Raw genomic sequence first — 21,535 nt, forward strand, 5'->3', positions numbered from 1 at the left:
CCTCCAGGGATGGCAACTTGTATTTCAAAGCCATGGTGATTAATCTGAGAGGTAGATCGCTTTATTAATCGTTAGATAAGAAAGTTGTTTACTTCTTTTATCAGTTAATTTAGTATTTGTGATTTCGTGTAGATAAAAGAAAATAATATTTTAGGATTCAATGACATGACGTACAATAAAAAAAATCTGTTTAGTGTATTATTCGCTATTATGTTGTTGACCGGATGTGCGGGTTTCGCTAAAAAAAATAGCAATATTGATAACCAAACAGCCGCAGTTGAATCGCCAGTCAACAAATCTGGAATATTATTTAATGGAATTATTATTTCCTCAACAAACAACGAATGTATTGATCACTTAAATCTACTTAAAAAAACAGAACCCGTTAAATATCAAAAATATATTAAAGATTACGTTATGATTATGGATGATATTAAATATTGGAATATCAATAAGAATATTATGGATAGTGATTCAAAAAATCTGTTAGCAATGGCACTTAATACCAAACTTGATTTACTCTGTGCCAAGGTAAAGTATAATAATTTTGTTAGCACCAAAAAGAAAATACAGAAGTTAGTTGACTCCTATCAAAAATAGTTAATTTGCTGTTATCGGTATAATATTAATCTCATTGTTTTATATTTTTATTATAAAAGCTTAATTATTGACTGATTTTATTAAGCTTTTATATGTTAAAATAAATTTTATCAAATTAATCTGATGCTAAGATGGGCAATTATTGTAATGTTGTGACGATAATCTGGTTAGCAGCAAAAACCGCCGTTACCATACTGTCAATTTTTATCTTTTGTTCTGCTATTGCTTGATTTGACATAATAGAGCAAAGTGATAATCCATCCTTTAGTTTCATTTTCAGTTCACTATTTCTTTCATCTTTTTCAATATCAACTCCCGTTCCTGTTACGCTATTATCGGCTGCCGCTGTTACTGTTTGTGGTGGCAATAATTTTATTGCGGCTGCTTTGCGCAAAATTAAAACTTCTTTGCCGGCTGTTAATTATAATCGTTTGATCCTTTGCTTAGTTAATGATGCATTTATAATGGTGTTACTATTGGTTAATTGAACTTTGATATTTTGCTGAATTGAGTGGCTATCATATTCGCTCAAAGTACCAACGAATTGATTACGCGCACTATTTTGCAATGAAAAACGTGAAATTGCCGCCAGTAAACTATCGAACGGTAAATCTTCCTCATTTAACCCATGAAAGGCTTTTTGTTGGATTTGTTTTAATAATCATACCGTTGTAGTAAACGTTCGCTGTAGGGAGTTAAAACGGTACCACCGCCACCTTTACCGCCGGTAGCACTAGCCAGTAAGGTTTTATCAGCGATTTGATTCATTTCGTTTATTGCATGCCAGGTGCTTTTATAACTCATAACCGTTAATTGGGCTGCTTGTTTGAACGAACGGGAAGATTTTATATAAGTTGAGTAATTTTAACCGCCGCACATCAGCAAATAGTTAATCATGAAGTTTTAAGGTTAAAAAATATCTATTAAAAATAGCCTTATTAACCTAAACACGCTTATCAGGTATATTGTTTTTATTGCCCTTTGTTATAGCAAATAGTGTGAATAGAATAAAGACTTATCTATTGTTTCGAATAAATATCGGCTACTAGAGATTAATATTTTAAAATTTAGTAATTTCTGTCACTAAACCTACCATCGGTGTAAAAAAATGAAAACTTTTAGTGCTAGTCTTCAAAATAAAAAATAAATAGAATAATCTAACTTATAAGTTTACTATTTAATTAGGTTTATATCTTACTAATAGAATGAATTATTATTTTGCTGAGGCTATCTAATGCTGGATATTTTAAAAAGTATGCTTTTTGCACTCTGTATGGTGCCGATTGTAATGGGTGGAATTATGTTATTAATTTATGGCATTGGCGAGCTTTTTAACCTATTGTCCAAGGCACAATTCCATCACTCAAAGAAATAACATTAATTCATTTATCTTCTCTTGATAGTTAGCCAAAATTTTTTGGCATTGCCTGAAAAAGCGTTTTATGCTTTTTCAGGCATTTTATTACTTATTTTTAATCTGAGTGACATATTTATATATAAAAGAAGCCTCAATTACCTCGCCATTCTCTATTTTTAGTCCTTTATTATTTGTTTTGCAAAAGCTTGATACCCTACTTGATGGCTTACTAATGCCAAAATATTAAATAAAATCAGTCTGTTTAGTTTAAAAGTATAAATAAACTATAAAACTGTAAATTGACTTAGTGATTGATAAAGCGATTTTTATTTCTAACTGTGAAAAAATAGCTTGGTTGTTATTTGATAGCACGATAAGTTCATTTGTTTTATTTTATTTAGTTTAAGGATAATTATTATGCCGCCATCAACTTTTTGCATTCCTACTATCAATAAAATTGGCCGGGGATGTTTAGTCGATGTGGTAAATTTAATGAAGGATTATGGTTATCAGCATGTGCTTATAGTGACAGATCCTTTTTTAATGAACAGTGGTCTGGTTGAAAAAGTAACCAGAGTTTTTTTACATAATAAGATTAAAAGTCATCTTTTTACTGATGCAAAATTGGTGTCATCATTAGAAATCGTAAAACAGTCGCTCGGTTGTTATGAACAGCAGCAAATTGATTGTATTGTTTCAATTGGAGAGGGAGCTGCCTATGATTATGCAAAAGCAATGATTTATTTACAATCTCATCAATCAATTTTTATTAGTGATAATATTAAAAAACCATGGCCTTTAATTACCATTAATACAACTTCCGCCTCAAATATTGATAATTTTAATCCACTGCTTGATCAAACTAAGAATGAATTAATCAATTTGGCTATAGCCGGATCACGCATTACGCCCTTATTGTCAGTAACTGAGCCGGAATTAATGCTGGGTTTATCAAGTGAATTCATTGCTGCATTAGGGATGAACTCTTTAACTTATGCCATTGAGGCTTATGTTTCTACAGCCGCTAATCCTGTTACTGATGCATGTGCGTTGAGTGCTGTCAAAATATTGAGTAATGCTCTACGCCGAGCGGTTAATTATTCATTAGATTTACAGGCTCATGAAAATATTGCTTATGCCCAGTTTCTAGCGGGTATGGCTTTTAACAATGCTTCGCAGGGATATGTACAGACTTTAGCCTGGCAAGTGAGCCATTTTTATAATCAACCACTCACAATTTGCAATGCCGTTTTGTTACCTCAAGTACAAGCTTTTAATCTGAAGCTAGTGGCAAAAAAGTTAAAAAATATTGCGGGTGCAATGGGGATTCGAATTGCTCATATGACCGATCAACGTGGTGCAGAAGCTTGTATTGCTGAAATAAGGCGGCTAAATTGTGATCTTGGGCTGCCGTCAGGACTGAGACGATTGAATGTACAGGATAGTGATTTAGCTAAATTAGCAAAAGCAGCATTAAAAAGTGCTTCCGGTATCACTAATCCTGTTCAGGCGAATTTGACTGATTTGATCGCGATTTACCAATCAGCAATGTAGTCTTTATGTTATAACTAATTATTGTTAGAGAATTGTGATCTTTGAATTATATTAATAAGTAGGGTAAGTATAATGTAACTACTAAGTTGATCGGAGGTGGTGAGATTTATGAAGAAGGTCGCTATCATTGGATTAGGCTGGTTAGGATTACCCTTGGCACTTGAGTTAATGCGCTCAGGAATGGATGTGGTTGGTAGTAAAACTACGCCAGATGGTGTAAATGCAGCAAGAATGTCAGGTATTGATTGTTACCAGCTACTACTTACGCCAGATATTGAGTGTGAAGCCGAAGATCTGGTGCAGTTAATGAATGCTACGGATGTGCTGGTTATTATGTTACCGGCAAATAAAACGGCAGAAGGGGGTATCGGCTATTTGAAGGCGGTACAACTTTTAGTTGATACTGCGCTTTCCTACACTATACCGCGTATTATTTTTACCAGTTCAACCTCAGTATATGGTGCACAAAGTGGAACTTTGAATGAAGATGCGGAGTTATACCCTAATACCGAGGTAGGTAAAACGCTGGTGGAGGTAGAAAATTGGTTACACCAATTACCTAATATATCGGTAGATATTCTTAGGCTAGCGGGTTTAGTGGGAGAAGCTCGACATGCAGGACGGTTTTTAGCGGGCCAAACAGCATTAACAGGCGGAAATGAGCCGGTTAATCTTATTCACCAAGATGATATTATCACTGCAATAAAGTTATTAATATTGCGGCCAGAAGGTGGCAATATTTATAATTTATGCGCACCTGAACATCCAATTAGATCATCTTATTATACAACGGCATCGCAACAGGTAGCCTTGCAACCGCCGGAATTTATTTCTGAATCAATGCCTATTGCTGGCAAAATCATTGATGGCAGCCGTATTTGCCGGGAGCTGGGATTCGAATATAACTACCCTGATCCTGGTAATATGCCAATGAGTCTATAATTAGAGAATTTACTGCAAGATCTATTTGGCATCTAAACTGTCAGTAAAATTGATGCTTGACGCCAAAAATTAGTTAATAAAGGGTTTTGGGCTTATTTATTTATGCCATCTATGAGCAGTTATTTGTCCGAGATTGTAGGTTTTTTGGTTTATGGCGAATATTTGATATTGCCTTAATTCTATTTATTGAAACAGTTAACAACCTATTTTCCTACCTCAGTTTGTGTGGCAGATCAAAGATAGCAATATTGTTTATGCATTTTAGCTAACTTTAATCGTTATAAGCGCTTTATAGTAGCATACTTAATATATTTTAATCAGAAAGCGCGGGAGATCGATAATGAAACAGAGCTTGATGACAAAAATTAACCGTTTGACAAATGGATTAAGTCTATTATTTATTTTTGTTTTCCCGATAAATGTTTATGCTGATGGACCGCAGGTTACCCCCCAACTTGATGTAAAAGCTTATGTGTTAATGGATTATCATAGTGGCAAAGTTTTAACAGCCAACAATCCAGATGAACGTTTAGATCCAGCTAGCTTAACAAAAATTATGACTAGTTATGTGGTGGGTCAAGCGATTAAAGCAGGTAAAATTAGTGTTAATGATCTGGTTACTGTGGGAGAAGATGCTTGGGCAACAGGTAATCCTGTTTTACACGGCTCTTCTTTAATGTTTTTAAAACCGGGCGATAGGGTTTCGGTGCTGGACTTAAATCGTGGTATTGTCATTCAATCTGGTAATGATGCTTGTATTGCATTGGCGGATTACGTCGCCGGTAGTCAAACTGTTTTTGTCGATCTCATGAACCAGTATGTTACCTCATTAGGATTAAAAAATACGCATTTTAAGACCGTACACGGCTTGGATTCAGAAGGCCAATTCAGTACTGCCCATGATATGGCGATATTAACCCAGGCTCTAATTAGAGATGTACCGGATGAGTATCTATTACACGGCGAAAAAGTGTTTACTTACAATAAAATTAAGCAATTTAATCGCAATCGTTTATTGTGGAGCAAAAACTTACAGGTGGATGGGGTTAAGACCGGTCATACTAGTGGCGCAGGGTATAATCTTATCACATCGGCAACGAATGGCCCGATGCGATTGATTGCTGTGGTGTTGGGCGCAGGGAGTGATCGCATTCGTTTTACCGAAAGTGAAAAGCTGCTAAATTGGGGATTTCGTTTTTTTACAACGGTTATTCCTATAACGGCAGATAAGCCCTTTACGACTGAAAAGGTATGGTATGGTAATCGGTCTACGGTTTTATTGGGAACTGAAAAAGATGCAGCGATAACCATCCCAAAAGGAAGAGAACAAGACTTAAAAACGACCTATAGCCTGAACTCTGATTATCTCAAAGCGCCGTTAAGAAAAAATCAGGTGGTAGGGACAATTAATTTCTTTTTAAACGATCAATTGATTGATAAACGTCCATTGGTAGTGAAACAAGCGATAGATCAAGGTGGATTTTTGAGTCGAGTATGGGACTATATTGTCGTGACAATTTCCAGCTGGTGGAAGGCATTATTTGGTTAGTTTAATTATTAAAAGATAAAAAAGACCTATCGGTCTTTTTTTTATAATTATATATAATGAAAGTAAACTAAATATAAGCTGATTAAATTAGCTTTATATTTAATTATTTTTTTATATAAATTTACTTTTTTATTTACAGACAAACTTCATTGTGACATTAAATTAATTAACTCATAATTGCTTTCGACATAATTAAACAATAAATAATTATGCATTAATTAACTTATTTTAATTTTGTCGACTAATTATTTCGGATTAATCGAAAGTTATTCCGCATTCCCTATTTTTATTAGATAAAATCTTATGGTGGAGTTTGTATAATGGATACAAATAGATTCAAAGTCAGAAATTATAAATTAAAAGGAGAGATTAAAAATAAAAAAAAGCAAAAATTAAAATTCGACCCCTCTGTAATAATAAATGATAATGAAAGGGCAGTAACAACTATAGGTATTAACAACATTAATATAGTCGTCACGGATGGTGGTAAGTCGCGGATAGGCAATGTCACCGCTGATAAAAAGAACAATATTACGCTACTAGCAAAACAGCATGGTGAAGCACAGATAGGTAATGTTACCGCCAATGCCGACAATACGATAAAACAGACAGTTAAAGAGAGCGGCCATTCAACCATTAAGCATGTAACAGCGGGTAAAGGCAACGATATTACAGCAACAGCGGAAAAACACGGTAATGCAGAGATGGGCGAGGTTACTGCTGGTGAAAAAAATACGCTTAAACAGACGGCTAAAGAGAGCGGCCATTCAACCATTAAGCATGTAAGAGCGGGTAAAGAGAACGATATTAAGACAACAGCGGAAAAACACGGTAATGCAGAGATGGGCGAGGTTACTGCTGGTGAAAAGAATAGGCTTAAACAAACGGCTAAAGAGAGCAGTCATTCAATCATTAAGGAGGTAATAGCGGGTAAAGATAACGATATTAAGACAACAGCGGAAAAACACGGTAATGCAGAGATTGGCGAGGTTACTGCTGGTGAAAAGAATAGGCTTAAACAAACGGCTAAAGAGAGCAGTCATTCAATCATTAAGGAGGTAATAGCGGGTAAAGATAACGATATTAAGACAACAGCGGAAAAACACGGTAATGCAGAGATTGGCGAGGTTACTGCTGGTGAAAAAAATACGCTTAAACAGACGGCTAAAGAGAGCAGTTATTCAATCATTAAGGATGTAATAGCGGGTAAAGAGAACGATATTAAGACAACAGCGGAACAGTATGGTATTACCAAGATAGACGATGTCAGTGCCGAAAAAAAGAATACGATTAAACAAACGGCTAAAGAGAGCAGTCATTCAATCATTAAGGATTGTAGTGGTCTAATAAAACTGTAGAGATTTATAGCTTATAATTAAGCAAAATCTTATAGGTATAAATATGACCCGAAAAGTAAAAGTAACCTTTAGCGGAAAGCAAAAACTGGAATATGCAAAACTCATGGTTGAAGGTGGATATAGCAATATCCAAGTTGAAAAAATATCCGGTGCGGGTAAATCTGCCGTATCACGATGGAAGCAACAATATCTTGCCGAGTTAAATGGGAATACGCCTGTAAAATCAAAAGCGTTAACACCCGAGCAACAGCGCATACAAGAATTAGAAGTTCAACTTAAGCGTGCTCAGAGGGATAATGACATATTAAAAAAAGCCGCGGCTTACTTCATCCTCGACAATCAAAACTCAAAATCGTGAAGCAACTGAAAATCATGTACCCCAATTTTACGGTCACTGAGTTATGCCATCTTTTTGAAGTAAGCAGCAGTAGTTTTTATTATGAAACGAAAATACCGACAGTTGAAAATGAAAGACTGTGTGGCGAAATCAAACGTATTTTTTATACATCGGGTCAAATTTATGGCAAAAGACGTATTCAAGCCGAGTTAAAGGGTTTAGGGCACCAAATTGGCACTTATAAAATATCGAACATCATGAAATTAAATCAATTAGTTGCAATTAGACCAACGAAAAAGCACTACTATCACTCATCGGGTAACGAACATCGATATGCCCCTAATTTGCTTAAACGACAATTTTCCCCTGAACAGCATAATCACTATTATGTCGGGGATATCACGTATATTAGACATCACTATGGGTGGAGCTATTTAGCCTGTGTGTTGGATTTAGCCACCAAAGAAATTATTGGTTATGCCTTATCAACAAAACCGGATTCGAAATTAGTGAAAGAAGCCTTAGATAACGCAATTGAACGGCAATTACCGGATACGACAAGTTTGATGTTCCATTCAGATCAAGGTTGCCAATATTCATCGGAGGAGTTTAGGGCGCACCTCTTTGAACGGAAAATAACTCAAAGCATGAGTCGGCGAGGTAATTGCCTCGATAATGCCGTGATGGAAAGATTTTTTAGGAGTTTAAAGACAGAAAGACTTAACCGTTTATCGTTTATGAATCATCAATCTGTTGTCTGTGAAGTTGAAAATTATATTCAGTTTTACAATTATTATCGACGCCATTCAACGATTGGTTATTTAACGCCACATCAAAAATATCATGAACTAAAAAATGCCGCTTAGATCTTCTACAGAATTTGTTGACCATTACACTCCGAAGGAGACACTGTCGCCAGTGACGCCAAAAGTAGAAGTCCAGCGATCTGAAACGGTTATTTACAATCAGACAACTTTTGTAACACGGATGTCTATTAACAATACTGGAGATGGTAATACATTGTCTCTTAGGCAAAGTGTATTTAGTAACAGCACAGAACGGTTGAGCCAAGTGATATCAGGATTTAAAAATCAAGATTCAACTGCTAATACATATTTTACAGAGCTTAAATTCACTCAAAACCCACCCATGTTTGTGCCAGATTGTTGACGCAAGAGCGAATAAAATAATTTATTAGTATCAAATAAGTCAGTTATTAAAGCCTGTCTCTTGAACAAGACTTGCGTTTAAGAGACAGTTTTACATACTGGCTGGTGATGATGAAGATTTAACAATGGATTTATCAGAGTGTTGAGCTAAGTTTGAAGCTATTTTTACTCGCCTTATCGTTCCTCTTAGATCACTCAGGCTAGCCTGACGAAATTGTGCTGTAGCTCATTCATCATTGTTTTTAATCATTTCAGAAATCTTTAAATTGAATACTTTTAAGATCTGATTGTATGGAGAATATTTAATGCAAAAAGCCCTCACATTAAGTAAGGGACTTTTGTATAAGAAACAGATTGTTCAAACTGGCTTACTATTTTAATTGCGGTAATCGTTTTTTAATTAATTCAATCGCAATAAGTAATTTTAATCGCTAATCCACCTTGTGAAGTTTCTCGATATTTGGCATTCATATCTTTGCCGGTTTCATACATGGTTTCAATCACTTTATCCAAGCAAACGCGCGGATCACTGACCCGACGTATAGCCATTCGGGCCGCATTAACCGCCTGAACTGCTGCAATTGCATTACGCTCAATACAGGGAACCTGGACTTGACCACCAACCGGATCACAAGTGAGGCCAAGATGATGCTCCATGCCAATTTCAGCTGCGATACAGACTTGGGCAGGACTACCGCCCATTAATTCAGTTAGCGCTGCTGCGGCCATAGAACAAGCAACACCTACTTCACCTTGACAACCGACCTCAGCACCAGAAATTGAAGCATTCATTTTATAAAGGGTGCCGATAACGCCGGCAACCAAAAAGAAGCGGGTAGATGAATTTTCGTTAATAGGACGAATGAATTTATCATAATAAGAAAGTACTGCTGGAATAATACCACAAGCGCCATTGGTTGGCGCGGTAACCACTCGTCCACCTGCCGCATTTTCTTCATTAACTGCCAAGGCAAACATATTGATCCAATCAACCACCGCCATGGGATCCGTTGTTGTATTATCGGAGGTGACTAACATTCTTCTTAATGCTGCAGCCCGGCGTGGTACCCGAAGTGGGCCTGGTAATAAACCTTCGGTATTGACACCACGTTCAATAGCTTGTTGCATAACCTGCCAGACTGTATCGAAATGAGTTTGGATTTCTTCTTTAGAACGCAATGCTAATTCATTTTGCATAACCAAGGCCGAAAGTGAAAGGCCGGTATCTTTGCAGTGCTGTTGTAAATCAGCAGCGGATTTGTATGGATAAGGTAGTTTAACAGACGACCGACTTTCTTGACCAAAATGCTCTTCATCAACGATAAAACCACCGCCAATCGAGTAATAGGTTTTACTGTACAGTGTATCTTCATCTGCGTAAGCAGTAATTACCATACCATTTTCATGAAGTGGCAGATTAGTGGTATGAAAGTTCATCCCTCCTTGGCGAGGGAAATTTACCTCATGTTGTCCATTGGCAAGAGATAAGCGCTGAGTTTGTTCAACATTTTTAACGAAAGTAGAGATAGAATCGATAGCCACAGTATCAGGTAAATTACCAGCTAATCCCATGATAATGGCAATATCAGTGGCATGCCCTTTCCCGGTTAAAGATAATGAGCCATAAACATCAACGCTAATACGCTTTACCGTGGTCAGCATCTCTTTTTCGATTAAATCATCAACAAATTGTTTCCCGGCTTTCATTGGCCCGACAGTATGAGAACTGGATGGGCCAATGCCAATTTTAAAAATATCAAAAACACTACTCATATTTTATTCGCCTCCTTGTTAAAGGCGCTAATTTTTTAGTAATAGGCTGGCTGACGCGTTGAAGTTAATATTCCGGTCTTATGATATTTGGGAAAGCTAATTCATTCCAGATAATGAAAGCCATCCCAAAATCGTTAAACGTTAAAGAAATAATTTATATACTGCAGCTGAAATAGCGATAATACCGACAATGACCACAAAAATATTACTAATGTGACCAGAATACTTCCGCATAGCGGGTATTTTGCTAATGGCATACATTGGCATCATGAACAATAGAATGGCAATAACCGGCCCACCTAAACTTTCAATAATGCTCAGAATGCTTGGATTTAAAGTAGCAACTAACCAGGTAGTGACTAACATAAAAATCGCAGTCGCTTTATTTAGTTTTTGAATATTAATTGTTTTACCTTTTGCTCGATAAGCACGTTCAACCAAACCATTAAAACCTTCACGAGCACCAAGATAATGCCCTAGGAACGATTTTATAATCGCAACAAAAGCAATGAGTGAAGCGGCATATTTAATAAAAGGTTTATCGAAATAACCAGATAAATAGTCGAGGATACTGATGTTTGCCGCTTTTGCTTTTACCAGATCAGCTGGAGATAAGGTAAATACACAGCTAAAAACGAAAAACATTACCGTTAATACCATTAAAATATGTGCTGAAGCTAAAATTCGCGAAGATTTTTGATCAGCATGCGAGCCATATTCTTTACGATTGGCAACAGCGAAAGCAGAAATAATGGGTGAATGGTTAAAGGCAAAAACCATAACAGGAATGGTTAACCAAATTGTAACCAACATACTTTGGTTATTTTCAGCACTATCCATGTTAATATTGGACAATGAAAGCGTTTCTAATGCAGCACCATGCCAATGTGGGATCATATAGAGAGAAAATATCACCAGCACCGCAATAAACGGAAATACTAGCATGCTCATTATTTTCACTATGTATTTTTCACCTAGGCTAACAATAGCCATAATACTACCGACAAGAATGAGTGCTAATAGCCAGCGTGGTGGAGCATTAAAACCGAGGAGTTCAACGATGAAATTCTCGACATTGTTGGTAATCGATACGCCATAAACTAATAAGATAGGATAAATAGCAAAAAAATAGAGCAGCGTGATCCAATTACCCGCTGAACGGCCAAAATGTTCTTCTACAACCTCAGTAATATCGCCATTAGGTTTTGATCCGGATAATACAAAACGAGTTAAACCGCGATGGGAAAAAAAGGCCATTGGAAAAGCGAGCAACGTCATTAGAATGACGGGCAATAGGCCACTCATACCTGCATTAATAGGCAAAAAGAGAACTCCAGCACCAATTGCGGTGCCGTATAAACCTAACATCCAAACTGTATCACTTTTACGCCAAACTTTTACGTCCTGGTGTGCATATGAGGAAGTGATGGAATCAACTCGAGTTGTATCCATGGTAATCTCCAAAATATAAAACAAGAAACAAAAATAGTAATTTTTTAATGTATGAAAACCGGTCAATATAATTATGATTGCAGGTATATTTATACAACATGCTTTATCTACAGAAACAAAAATATATAGTTAGAATTTATGTAAATAAAGTAATTGATTATTCTAGTAAAGGCTAATTGCAATACTATACCACATTATGGTTTAGTGTCATTATTACAATACTGTTTAGAATCAATTTTATTTGTTTTTTTATATATTGAAATTATATTTTAGTTTTTCAGGCGCAAATATTATTATTTGTTGGCATAAAATTCCGTGATCGGAGTCCCAAAAGTATAATAATCTATAGTTTGTTGTTAAACAATATAATGTTTTTTGTTTTTATTTTGTTAAATTTTGGCAGTTCTTAGTTTATAGTGCTTAAAGTTGTTTTAATAAATATGATTAATCATTCAGTTAATCAGCTCAAATTTTAATAAAAAGATTCTTATTAATTTTGTAATGTATATAAATAAACGGACAATTTACTAATAATATTTAGCGGTTTTACTTATTTATAATTATTAATGGATTTATTGCTTGCCATTTTCTGATTTCATTTTAAACATAATATTATTATTTTTTTACTTTTGTACGAAAAATAGTTTATATTTATTAACTTGTTATTTTGATTTCATAAAGAAATAATTTCCTTTTAAGATATAACCATTATAAATTAGTGGCGTAAATTTAAAAGATAAATGGTATAAATATTAAATCTAGCAACCTTTAATTCTATTTTAGTAAAATCTGATTATGTTATTTTATTTAGGTGATACTTATCATAAATAATTATCTATTGATTTAAGCTATTTAAAATGCTGAATCATAAAATAGCCTCTTTAAAATTGGCAAATTTTTAAATTAATAGAGGCGATTTATGGATTTATTTAAATTATTTTTGTATTCAACCTCTGATCCAACCCTTTTTAATTAAAGGAGCGAATAGGATTTGATAAGCTTTTATGATATATGGTAGTAATTTATGACCACCTAATTCCCAAATTGTTTGACTAATTCCACAAGCCATAATAGCAACTAAAAATGCCCCTACCATATCTAAAGGCCAATGTACCCCGAGAAAAATTCTAGCCCACGCAATGGTGAAAGCCGGTATAAATAACAACAGCCCAATCCAATTTCTTAACCAGAATAAAAAGCCAAAGGCAAAGATAAAAGCAATAGTAGCATGATTACTGGGAAAAGAGGGGGTAGGGGCATGAGCAAGAAAATGTTGACCTATCCCCAACACAAAAGGTCGCTCTAGTGGAAAAATGACGCCAATAAAACCGGAAATAGCTAAACCTACAATAAGTGCAAGAGCGGTTTTACAGACAAAAACTCTTTGGCAAACTAAATTTCCCGCTCTACCCCAAAACCAGCAGGCAATAGTAATTAAAGGAAATATGAGAATGAGTCGCTTAGCCAAAAAAATTGCCAGCGTTAGTGTACTAATGGATGTAATTGGGGTGGCATTAATAAAACTAAACAAACTTAAGTTAATATCGTTTAGCAAGGTAGAGTCCTCATCAAATATCTATCATGATCATTTATATTAGATAGCCAAGGGTAAAATGTCTTTTATATAGGGTAAAGTAAGTTTGGTGATATTTATACAAAACTTATTTGTTTATTAAATAAAACTAATGGCATTCACTATTTTGCTAGGGAGATACTATGTGGTACCAGAAGCAAATTAAATTGTGTTCTCGCCCACGAGGATTTCATTTGATTACAGCCGAAATTATGCGACAACTACCTGAAATTAGTCGAATAGCAGTGGGTATTGCCCATCTTTTTATTCAACATACTTCTGCATCGTTAACCATCAATGAAAGTGCAGATCCAAGTGTCCAAACTGATTTTGAAAGCTATTTTAATCGAATTGTTAAAGAAAATGAATATTATTATCAGCATACTTGCGAGGGAAGTGATGATATGCCGGCACATTTGAAGAGTAGCTTACTAGGAAGTAGTTTAGTTATTCCAGTTACCAATGGTCAGTTCAATATGGGAGCATGGCAAGGGATTTACCTCTGTGAACACCGCAATCATGGTGGCGAACGTAAAATTATTGTAACTCTGCAAGGTCAATTAGATAGCGACAAATAAAAAACCGATAGTTTAAATAGGACATAATTTAAACTATCGGATTCCTCAATAATTTGGGGACATTCAAATAAAAGCAGTGGCATAAGTTATGACTATTTATTATTCATAAAGTTCTTATAAAAGAAAAAAAGCATTTTTTGCCAAAAAATGCTTTTGTGATTTGTGCCTAAAACTTAATAGATAAGATAATAAATAATTTTATTAAAATCAGTTGGTTAAGAAAGTAAATGTTCTTCCGCGTAGGCTTCAAAATCAGTACAACCACCAATATGTTGTTCATCAATAAAAATTTGAGGAACTGTATTAACAGGTTTACCCGCTTTTTTCGCTAAATCAGCTTTAGTAATCCCCTCCGCTTCTATATCGACATAATTATAATCAAAATCATCACGTTCATGTTTTAATTTTTCTGCTAGTGCTTGTGCACGGACACAGTAGGGGCAACTAGAGCGACCGAAAATGACAGTAAACATCACATCTCCTTCAATTAAATTTTTATCTATTGTCTACAATATCAATTAAAATGCCTATAGTTAGCATGAAAAAAAGCACAATTTATTCTTATTCTTATTCTTATTCTTATTTGAGATGTTAATAATGACCTAATATAACAGGATAGCGTTTTTTAAAAGGAAACATAGATTTGTTATGAGCAAAAAAAAATTATCGGCTATGCGTTCTTTCGGTGATATGCCAAAAATTGTGATAATACTCGAAGTTATTGGCATACTATTATTGTTATTGGTCTATTTAGTGATAAATAACTATATTGAAATAGCTGCTTTATTTATGAAAAAAGGTGTTTTGCTTGCTATGATTATGTTAGCAGTAGGTTGCATGATACCAGCAATCATTAATATTGTTTGGCGAGCACTGCCTAAGCTTAGTTTTTTTGGCATTGATCAACATAAAAATAGTTCGCAACATAACCCACGTAAAATAAAAGCTAAGCCGTGTAATCATCGTAAGGTGGATTAAATTATGGGTTAGAATGGCTCGTTAAATATGATTTAACATGATAAAATATGGTCTGTTTTTGGTTTGCGACAATAGATAGCGAATTTTTATAGGTGAAATTATTGCTATTATATGTAAAAAAGGTTAATTAATGGATTCGATTTGTTTCCCTGACATAGCTAAATTGCGAGAGTGGCTTGTTCAACTCAAAACATCGTATTTTGAATGTGATAATTGCCAGGCATTGCATTTGCCTCATATGCAAAATATTGATGGTATTTTCGATGCAAAAGTTGAGATTGTTGAAAACATATTAGTTTTCTCGGTTTTGGCTGAACTCAAACCGACATCGATTATTACCCTATTGGCAAATTTAAGCCAAATTAATGCTAGTTCATTAACGGCGAAAGCATTTATGGAAATTAATGATGAAAATTTGCCTAAATTAGTTGTTAGTCAGTCTTTTCCCTTGTTGGCGGGAATGACATGTAACCAATTCTCCAGTTTTCTTCAGCAAGCAGAAGAACAGATGGCTGCTATTATTTTTGAAGTTTATAACAATGATCTGCTTTATAGTGGTCAAGAAGATATAGAAGATGAAGAGCTATCTGAGCAAACCTTGCCTGCCCGCTTTCTACTACATTAAATTATAAAAAAAGATCTAATAGCATCTGCCATTCATATGAGTGGTTAATGCGTTTCCTAGTTTATATATACAAATATTATAGGAATACAAATACATTTCAGCCTTTTTATTACTTTAAAAAGTATAACTATTTTGCTAGATTCTTTTTATTCTTACTACCACTGCATTTGCACCTTATCTAGCCAATAATTTTCGACTAATAACTACATGCTAAAAGGGATTTGAATATGCTTAGTTCATTGGAATCTGCTAGTGTCAAAAATATTGAATCTTCCGTTACATCCAATCATCACCTTGATCCAGTAAAAGTAGAAATTGATAAAAAAATTGAAAGTAAATTTGTATTGGTTTTTAGTGGATTTTCTGCAATGGGATATAAAGATACCGAAAAATTACATAAATATATAACAAAAGAGATAAAACAACATATTGATGAGCATGGGATCCATAATTTACTCATCGTTGCAGGTGCGACTTCTGATGGTATTGGCTGTGTCTATGATATTGCTAAAAATTTAGGCGTATGTACCTTGGGAATTGTTTCACAGCAAGCGCCAACAAATAGCCTAGCAAAAAATTGTCAGAGTGTTATTCAAATAAAGGATCCGGATAACAGCTGGAAAGTTCTGGATGATTCAGGTAATTCTTATATGGTATATGCGGCAAGTAAGAATGGATGTTTTTTAGCTTTTGGTGGCGGTAGCGTTACCCTCAGCGAATTAGAAGAAGCTGTTGGCAAAGGAATTAAAATAAAAATTTTCTCTGATTTTTTACCTGACCCAAATAAATTAGACGGTAAATTAGCCCAAGGAAAAACTATGGCTGAAATATGTCCGATACAAACCAAATATACAGAAGAGGTTTAGTATAAAAAACAATCTCTTCCACTGATTTAAGAAACGAAGAAAACGATAAATTTTGCCATAATTTTTTCTTTACAGCTCAGGCACGCTGCTATCTTGCGGATGGAGTCGTTCTGATTATCACAACTCACCGTCATTCAATGGTTAATCGCATTAAAATAAAACAATGTTTATCAAGTGGCGTTTAATGTTATTGATATCTATAAATCATAAATTTTAGACGTTAAAGATTAGCGCCCTTAGAATGCAATAAAGCATTAGCTTTATTAATTAACATCATAATAAATCTCGTTTTCTTTAGTCGAAAGCGAGATTTATTTGGTTAGGTTTTTTCAAAAGATAACGCGTATTTTTCTAGATAACGCATTAATAAGGTTAAGATGCCATTTACGCACAGATATATAATTCCCGCCGCAATAAAAACATCAACATTATAAGTTTGGCCAAAAATTTGTTGGCTATATCCCATAATTTCTAATAGCGTTATGGTACTAGCTAGTGATGTGCTTTTAAATATAAGAATTACCTCATTGGAATAGGAGGAAAGCGCACGTTTAAGCGCATAAGGTAAAATAATTCTTAGGGTTTGATGATTTGACATACCTAGCGCCTGACAGGCTTGCCAGCTAGTTTTAGGAATTGCTTTTACTGCACCATGAAATAATAGAGTGGAATAGGCGGCACTATTTAGGGCTAATGCCAGCAAGGCACAAATCCATGGAGTAGAAATCAATGCCCATAAAGCAGGGTAATCTCTTAGTGCGGGAAATTGACCGGGTCCATAGTAAATCAGAAAAAATTGAACTAGCAAAGGGGTACCAGTAAATAGGGTAATGTAACCTTTAATTATGGATGAAAAAATTGCTGTTTTTAACGACAAAATGATAGTCAAGAATAGCGCTAACGAAAAGGCAATAAGTAATGCACATAATGTTAGTGATAGACTGGTTGGTAGGCCTGGCAGTAATGAAATGATTAAATCGATCATTTTGCGACTCCCCGTTCAAACTGGGTTGTGCGTAGTTCAATCCGCCGTAAAATAAATTGACTTACCAGGGTGATAGCTAGGTAGATCAATGCCACAATTAAGTACCAAGTGAAAGGTTCCTGAGTACGATTAACGATACTTTTAGTTTGCAACATTAAGTCGTTTACGCTGATCAGAGAAACCAAGGCGGTATCTTTTAGCAATACTAGCCATTGATTGCCTAAGCCAGGTAAAGCGTGACGCCACATTTGCGGCATGATCAGCCGCAAAAAAATAACATTCCGATTGAGACCCAAGGCTTGGCCTGATTGCCATTGGCCGGATGGTATCGCTTTTAGAGCGCCTCTTAAGGTTTGGGATGCATAGGCAGCATAGAGTAGAGCAAGGGCAAAGACACCACAAAAAAAAGGAATAAAATCGAATTGATTATTTTGCGGGAAGAACCATTCAGGATCGACTTGCCAGGTTGTATGCCAGAAAATGATATTAATATCAATGCCATCACCTAACAACATAATAAATTGTAATGTGCCATAGTAAACGAACAGGACAACTAACAATTCTGGTAATCCGCGAATTAAAGTCACCCAGCAAGAACCAAGCAAGGCCACGGGCCGCCAGCGGATAGATTCCCAAGCAGTAAATAACATGGCTAATAGCAGCCCTAGAATCAAAGCGGCGCCGGCGAGAGTAAGTGTTAAGCCGGCAGCATTTATTAGAAATAACAGATTATTCATCGCGATAATCGACTATTTTTGTAACCATTTTTGGTAAATAACATCATAACTGCCATCTTGTTTTACTTGTGCCAACGCTTTATTTAATTTATCTAGCAGCGTTTTATTTCCTTTACGTACCGCAATAGCAAGACCTACACCAAAATAATTAGCATCTGTTACTTTTTCACCTACAGCTGCAAGGTTTTCATTACCTTTGGTTTTTAGCCATTCCGTCGTGACAGCAGTATCACCAAACACCGCATCTATCCGGCCATTTTGTAAATCTAGGATTGCCGTTTGGTAATTATCATACGGGACAGCTTGCATCTCTTTATGCTGTTGAATGATATATTTTTGATGAGTGGTGCCATTTTGCACGCCAATTTTTTTACCTTTTAATAATGATATTTTATTAATCTTATTTTTTACTGCGATAAATGTTGCTGAATTATTGTAATAAGTATCAGTAAAATTAACCTGTTTTTGCCGCTCTGGCGTAATATCAATTCCAGCTATCAATGCATCAAAGCGGCGCATCTTTAAACTGGGGATTAAGCTATCAAAAGATTGGTGAGTAAATGTACAGTTAGCATCAAGCTTTTTGCATATTGCATTCGCCAGATCAATATCAAACCCGACAATATTATTATTGGCATCGATTGATTCAAATGGGGCATAAGTTGCTTCAGTTGCAAAGCGTATCGTCTCTTTTGTAGTGGCTAGTATCGGTAAGGACAGGCTGCATAAGATAATCGCTAACAATGATTTTTTCATTAAGGTATTCTCAATTAGATGAATGGGATAGATAATTTGTCAAGCCTTGAGTTTGTGGTTTAGTTAAACGATCAATATTGCCTTGCTCCACAATTGCCCCTTTTTCCATATACACGATTTTGCTTGCTGTTTTACGAGCAAAATCAATTTCATGAGTCACAATCAGTTGGGTAATACCTGTTTTTGATAATTCTTGTATAATACTAACCACTTGAGTTGTAATTTCAGGATCGAGAGCCGCTGTTGGCTCATCAAATAATAATATTTCAGGCTCCATCATTAATGCTCGAGCAATAGCTACTCGTTGTTGTTGCCCACCAGAAAGATGCAACGGGAAGCGATTAGCAAATTCAGTTAGCCGCAAGCGATCCAATAAGTTTTCCGCTTTTTGTTTAGCTATTGCTTTGGTTAAACCTAAAACTAAGCAAGGGGCCTCAATCAGATTTTCGATTACGGTTAAATGAGGCCATAAGTTATATTGTTGAAATACCATACCGACTTTTTGTCTTAGGGCGCGAATTTCATGGCTTTTTGGTTGGCGTGAGAAATCAAAATGATAGCCTACAATGTCAAGTTGACCAGAGCGGGGCATTTGCAGTAAATTGAACACCCGTAATAATGAGCTTTTGCCAGCACCACTTGGACCAAGTAGTACCATCGTTTCACCCGTTTCACATGTCAAATTGATATCGTGTAGTGCTTGCTCTTCACCATAAAAGCAATTAATTTGGTTTAATTGAATACTCATGCTAAAAATCTGAATAAATAAACAAGTGGGTTAATAATAATCTTACTGAAATAATTATGCAATATGTTGTTTTTAAAAAGTCTAATATTGCTATATTTTAGGGTTATTTTTCCTTTATAAAATAACTTTAATCATTTTTATTCATTTTTAATGCAATTTTATTAATTTTTTGCGCCATTCCTTTGAAAATAAAACGGTGAATTGGGGTCATAATTAGCCAATAGATTAGACCGAAAAAACCGGCCGGGTGCCACCACGCTCTGACATCAAGTGTTCGATGTTTGCCACAATCCTGAATAGTAAAGGTTAAACGGCCGAGTCCCGGCGCTTTCATACCAAATAAGAGTGTTAATTGATGCTTAGGTTTAATACTAATAACTTTCCAGCTATCAATCATGTCACCTAAATATAATGTTTCACGTTTAGGACGGCCATATTTTACTTTGTTGCGCATTAAATCATCAATGCGGGCGCGTAATTGCCATAAAATATTGCCATAAAATATTGGCGTAAAAATATCCTCTTTTGCCACCAATTTGTTGCACGATTTGCCAAATAGTATAGCTAGTGGCAGTAGTTGTTAGCGTAAAACCGGCATCTTTCGGATAATAGCTATATTTGGTACACCAATGTGTTTTTAGCGTTGGATCTGACCCCCAATCCGCTTTATTAATGGCATTATGCGAGTCGATAAACGCTTGTTTAACTGCTTCATCAACACTAAGTAATTTTTGCGGAATAAGCTGTTTTAACGCTTGATCATTAGCGGGCAAATTGTACTGTAGCCCCTGAATTAAACTTTTGCTAATTAAGGGAGATACTGAAGTTATTAAGCTAATGAAATGAATAGAAATTAATCGAATTGGAATAGGCAGGGGGATAATTGGTCGATATTTACCGCTGATGCGCATAAAGCGCTTGAATAGTGTTTGATAATCAATATATTCAGGTCCTCCCGCATCAAGGATGCGATGCTGATTCGTTGAGTGGGCTATCAATTGTGTCAGATAGTACAGCATATTTTTTAAAGCAATAGGACAAGATTTTGACCTTACCCAACGTGGGGGAGTAAGAATTAATAAGTTGTAAGTCATATCCCGAATTATTTCATAAGGCACTGAGCCCGCTCCAATAATAATGGGCGCCCGAATTTCTGTCACCGGAATTTTACTTTCACGTAAGATTTCTCCCGTCAGTTTACGGGCAATAAGATGTTGTGAATGACAGGAAGCGTGTTGTAGGGCACTTAAATAGATAACTTGTTTTACTTTAGATTGCTCAAGTACATGTTTAACATTCTGAGCAGCCAGGCATTCTTGTTCAATAAGATTATTATTCGCCGCCATACTGTGAACCAGAAAGTAAACAATATCAATATCAGTCATAATATTGTTTAAGGTTTTTGGTGCGAGTAAATCAACATAACAGCATTGAGTATTTGGCCAATTTTGTGCTTCAACCCAATCAAGTCGACGCGTTGCTGCGGTGATTATATGCCCTTGTTTGATTAACTCTGGGATCAGATTTTGACCAATATAACCGTTAGCACCGAGTACTAAAATCCGTTTTTTATCCATATAGGGTTACCTATTTGAGCC

General features: G+C 35.4%; 22 protein-coding genes and 2 pseudogenes. 12 read left to right on the forward strand and 12 right to left on the reverse strand.

Going from position 1 to position 21,535, the window contains the following annotated elements; translation table 11 throughout:
• Positions 1-165: 165 nt before the first annotated feature.
• Positions 166-600: a DUF4041 domain-containing protein gene (locus ArsFIN_RS05870; protein WP_051297063.1), complete on the forward strand. Its 435-nt coding sequence runs from the start codon at positions 166-168 to the stop codon at positions 598-600.
• 139 nt (positions 601-739) lie between these two features.
• Here ArsFIN_RS05870 and ArsFIN_RS05875 read toward each other — a convergent pair.
• Positions 740-1,477 (reverse strand): annotated as a pseudogene (locus ArsFIN_RS05875) (TOBE domain-containing protein).
• A gap of 411 nt (positions 1,478-1,888) precedes the next feature.
• Between ArsFIN_RS05875 and ArsFIN_RS28750 the strand changes: the two are divergent.
• The 7 genes from ArsFIN_RS28750 to ArsFIN_RS05910 all read left to right on the forward strand — a co-directional run bounded on the left by ArsFIN_RS28750 (position 1,889) and on the right by ArsFIN_RS05910 (position 8,867).
• Positions 1,889-1,975 carry an AcrZ family multidrug efflux pump-associated protein gene (locus tag ArsFIN_RS28750; RefSeq protein ID WP_407062034.1) on the forward strand — a complete coding sequence of 29 codons (87 nt, stop codon included), beginning with the start codon at positions 1,889-1,891 and terminating at the stop codon, positions 1,973-1,975.
• Positions 1,976-2,374: 399 nt separating this feature from the next.
• A complete protein-coding gene (locus tag ArsFIN_RS05885; RefSeq protein ID WP_026823248.1) occupies positions 2,375-3,511 on the forward strand; it encodes an iron-containing alcohol dehydrogenase in 1,137 nt (378 codons plus the stop codon).
• A gap of 108 nt (positions 3,512-3,619) precedes the next feature.
• Positions 3,620-4,453 carry an SDR family oxidoreductase gene (locus tag ArsFIN_RS05890; protein ID WP_026823249.1) on the forward strand — a complete coding sequence of 278 codons (834 nt, stop codon included), beginning with the start codon at positions 3,620-3,622 and terminating at the stop codon, positions 4,451-4,453.
• Between the two features lie 340 nt (positions 4,454-4,793).
• Positions 4,794-6,002, forward strand: coding sequence for a serine hydrolase (locus ArsFIN_RS05895; protein WP_026823250.1), 1,209 nt, complete (start codon positions 4,794-4,796; stop codon positions 6,000-6,002).
• Positions 6,003-6,322: 320 nt separating this feature from the next.
• Positions 6,323-7,360 carry a hypothetical protein gene (locus tag ArsFIN_RS05900; RefSeq protein ID WP_135677562.1) on the forward strand — a complete coding sequence of 346 codons (1,038 nt, stop codon included), beginning with the start codon at positions 6,323-6,325 and terminating at the stop codon, positions 7,358-7,360.
• A gap of 43 nt (positions 7,361-7,403) precedes the next feature.
• A protein-coding gene (locus ArsFIN_RS05905) for an IS3 family transposase (protein WP_135677411.1) occupies positions 7,404-8,563 on the forward strand; the annotation gives its coding sequence in 2 pieces (ribosomal slippage) (positions 7,404-7,683 and positions 7,683-8,563; 1,161 coding nt in all).
• A 52-nt stretch (positions 8,564-8,615) separates the two neighbouring features.
• Positions 8,616-8,867 carry a hypothetical protein gene (locus ArsFIN_RS05910; RefSeq protein ID WP_034249870.1) on the forward strand — a complete coding sequence of 84 codons (252 nt, stop codon included), beginning with the start codon at positions 8,616-8,618 and terminating at the stop codon, positions 8,865-8,867.
• Positions 8,868-8,960: 93 nt separating this feature from the next.
• Here the strand turns inward: ArsFIN_RS05910 and ArsFIN_RS28540 are convergent.
• The 4 genes and pseudogenes from ArsFIN_RS28540 to ybjG all read right to left on the reverse strand — a co-directional run.
• Positions 8,961-9,065, reverse strand: a pseudogene (locus ArsFIN_RS28540) (transposase DNA-binding-containing protein); the annotation flags it as partial.
• Positions 9,066-9,271: 206 nt separating this feature from the next.
• Entirely contained in the window at positions 9,272-10,639 is a 1,368-nt protein-coding gene (locus ArsFIN_RS05920; RefSeq protein WP_026823321.1) for an L-serine ammonia-lyase, read from the reverse strand.
• Between the two features lie 141 nt (positions 10,640-10,780).
• Entirely contained in the window at positions 10,781-12,091 is a 1,311-nt protein-coding gene (locus ArsFIN_RS05925) for a serine/threonine transporter (protein WP_026823320.1), read from the reverse strand.
• Between the two features lie 946 nt (positions 12,092-13,037).
• Positions 13,038-13,646: an undecaprenyl-diphosphate phosphatase gene (gene ybjG / locus ArsFIN_RS05930; RefSeq protein WP_026823319.1), complete on the reverse strand. Its 609-nt coding sequence runs from the start codon at positions 13,644-13,646 to the stop codon at positions 13,038-13,040.
• A gap of 161 nt (positions 13,647-13,807) precedes the next feature.
• Between ybjG and ArsFIN_RS05935 the strand changes: the two genes are divergently transcribed.
• Positions 13,808-14,242 (forward strand): secondary thiamine-phosphate synthase enzyme YjbQ, encoded by a 435-nt coding sequence (locus ArsFIN_RS05935; protein ID WP_026823318.1) that lies wholly within the window; start codon positions 13,808-13,810, stop codon positions 14,240-14,242.
• A gap of 215 nt (positions 14,243-14,457) precedes the next feature.
• Here the strand turns inward: ArsFIN_RS05935 and ArsFIN_RS05940 are convergent, their stop codons facing one another.
• Positions 14,458-14,715: a GrxA family glutaredoxin gene (locus ArsFIN_RS05940; RefSeq protein WP_026823317.1), complete on the reverse strand. Its 258-nt coding sequence runs from the start codon at positions 14,713-14,715 to the stop codon at positions 14,458-14,460.
• A 175-nt stretch (positions 14,716-14,890) separates the two neighbouring features.
• Between ArsFIN_RS05940 and ArsFIN_RS05945 the strand changes: the two genes are divergently transcribed.
• The 3 genes from ArsFIN_RS05945 (at position 14,891) to ArsFIN_RS05955 (ending at position 16,711) form a co-directional block, all read left to right on the forward strand.
• Positions 14,891-15,220, forward strand: a complete 330-nt coding sequence (locus ArsFIN_RS05945) for a DUF1418 family protein (protein WP_026823316.1) — start codon at positions 14,891-14,893, stop codon at positions 15,218-15,220.
• Positions 15,221-15,350: 130 nt separating this feature from the next.
• The gene (locus ArsFIN_RS05950; RefSeq protein ID WP_026823315.1) at positions 15,351-15,845 is read left to right on the forward strand and encodes a type III secretion system chaperone family protein; all 495 of its coding nucleotides are present in this window, start codon (positions 15,351-15,353) and stop codon (positions 15,843-15,845) included.
• Positions 15,846-16,072: 227 nt separating this feature from the next.
• The gene (locus ArsFIN_RS05955) at positions 16,073-16,711 is read left to right on the forward strand and encodes a hypothetical protein (protein ID WP_026823314.1); all 639 of its coding nucleotides are present in this window, start codon (positions 16,073-16,075) and stop codon (positions 16,709-16,711) included.
• A 319-nt stretch (positions 16,712-17,030) separates the two neighbouring features.
• Here ArsFIN_RS05955 and artM read toward each other — a convergent pair whose 3' ends face one another.
• The 6 genes from artM to ArsFIN_RS05980 form a co-directional block, all read right to left on the reverse strand.
• Positions 17,031-17,696 carry an arginine ABC transporter permease ArtM gene (artM, locus tag ArsFIN_RS05960; RefSeq protein WP_026823313.1) on the reverse strand — a complete coding sequence of 222 codons (666 nt, stop codon included), beginning with the start codon at positions 17,694-17,696 and terminating at the stop codon, positions 17,031-17,033.
• Positions 17,693-18,433, reverse strand: a complete 741-nt coding sequence (gene artQ / locus ArsFIN_RS05965) for an arginine ABC transporter permease ArtQ (protein ID WP_026823312.1) — start codon at positions 18,431-18,433, stop codon at positions 17,693-17,695. The genes artM and artQ overlap by 4 nt, the downstream gene beginning before the upstream one ends.
• A 12-nt stretch (positions 18,434-18,445) precedes the next feature.
• Positions 18,446-19,189 carry an arginine ABC transporter substrate-binding protein gene (artJ, locus tag ArsFIN_RS05970; protein ID WP_026823311.1) on the reverse strand — a complete coding sequence of 248 codons (744 nt, stop codon included), beginning with the start codon at positions 19,187-19,189 and terminating at the stop codon, positions 18,446-18,448.
• A gap of 10 nt (positions 19,190-19,199) precedes the next feature.
• Positions 19,200-19,937 carry an arginine ABC transporter ATP-binding protein ArtP gene (artP, locus tag ArsFIN_RS05975; protein ID WP_026823310.1) on the reverse strand — a complete coding sequence of 246 codons (738 nt, stop codon included), beginning with the start codon at positions 19,935-19,937 and terminating at the stop codon, positions 19,200-19,202.
• Positions 19,938-20,064: 127 nt separating this feature from the next.
• Complete coding sequence (locus tag ArsFIN_RS28755) at positions 20,065-20,469, reverse strand: DUF2867 domain-containing protein (RefSeq protein ID WP_407062022.1); 405 nt, start codon at positions 20,467-20,469, stop codon at positions 20,065-20,067.
• Positions 20,399-21,514, reverse strand: coding sequence for an NAD(P)H-binding protein (locus ArsFIN_RS05980; RefSeq protein WP_407062023.1), 1,116 nt, complete (start codon positions 21,512-21,514; stop codon positions 20,399-20,401). Before ArsFIN_RS05980 ends, ArsFIN_RS28755 begins: the two co-directional genes overlap by 71 nt.
• Positions 21,515-21,535 lie beyond the last annotated feature (21 nt).

The organism is Arsenophonus nasoniae, from assembly GCF_004768525.1.
GTDB lineage: Bacteria > Pseudomonadota > Gammaproteobacteria > Enterobacterales > Enterobacteriaceae > Arsenophonus > Arsenophonus nasoniae.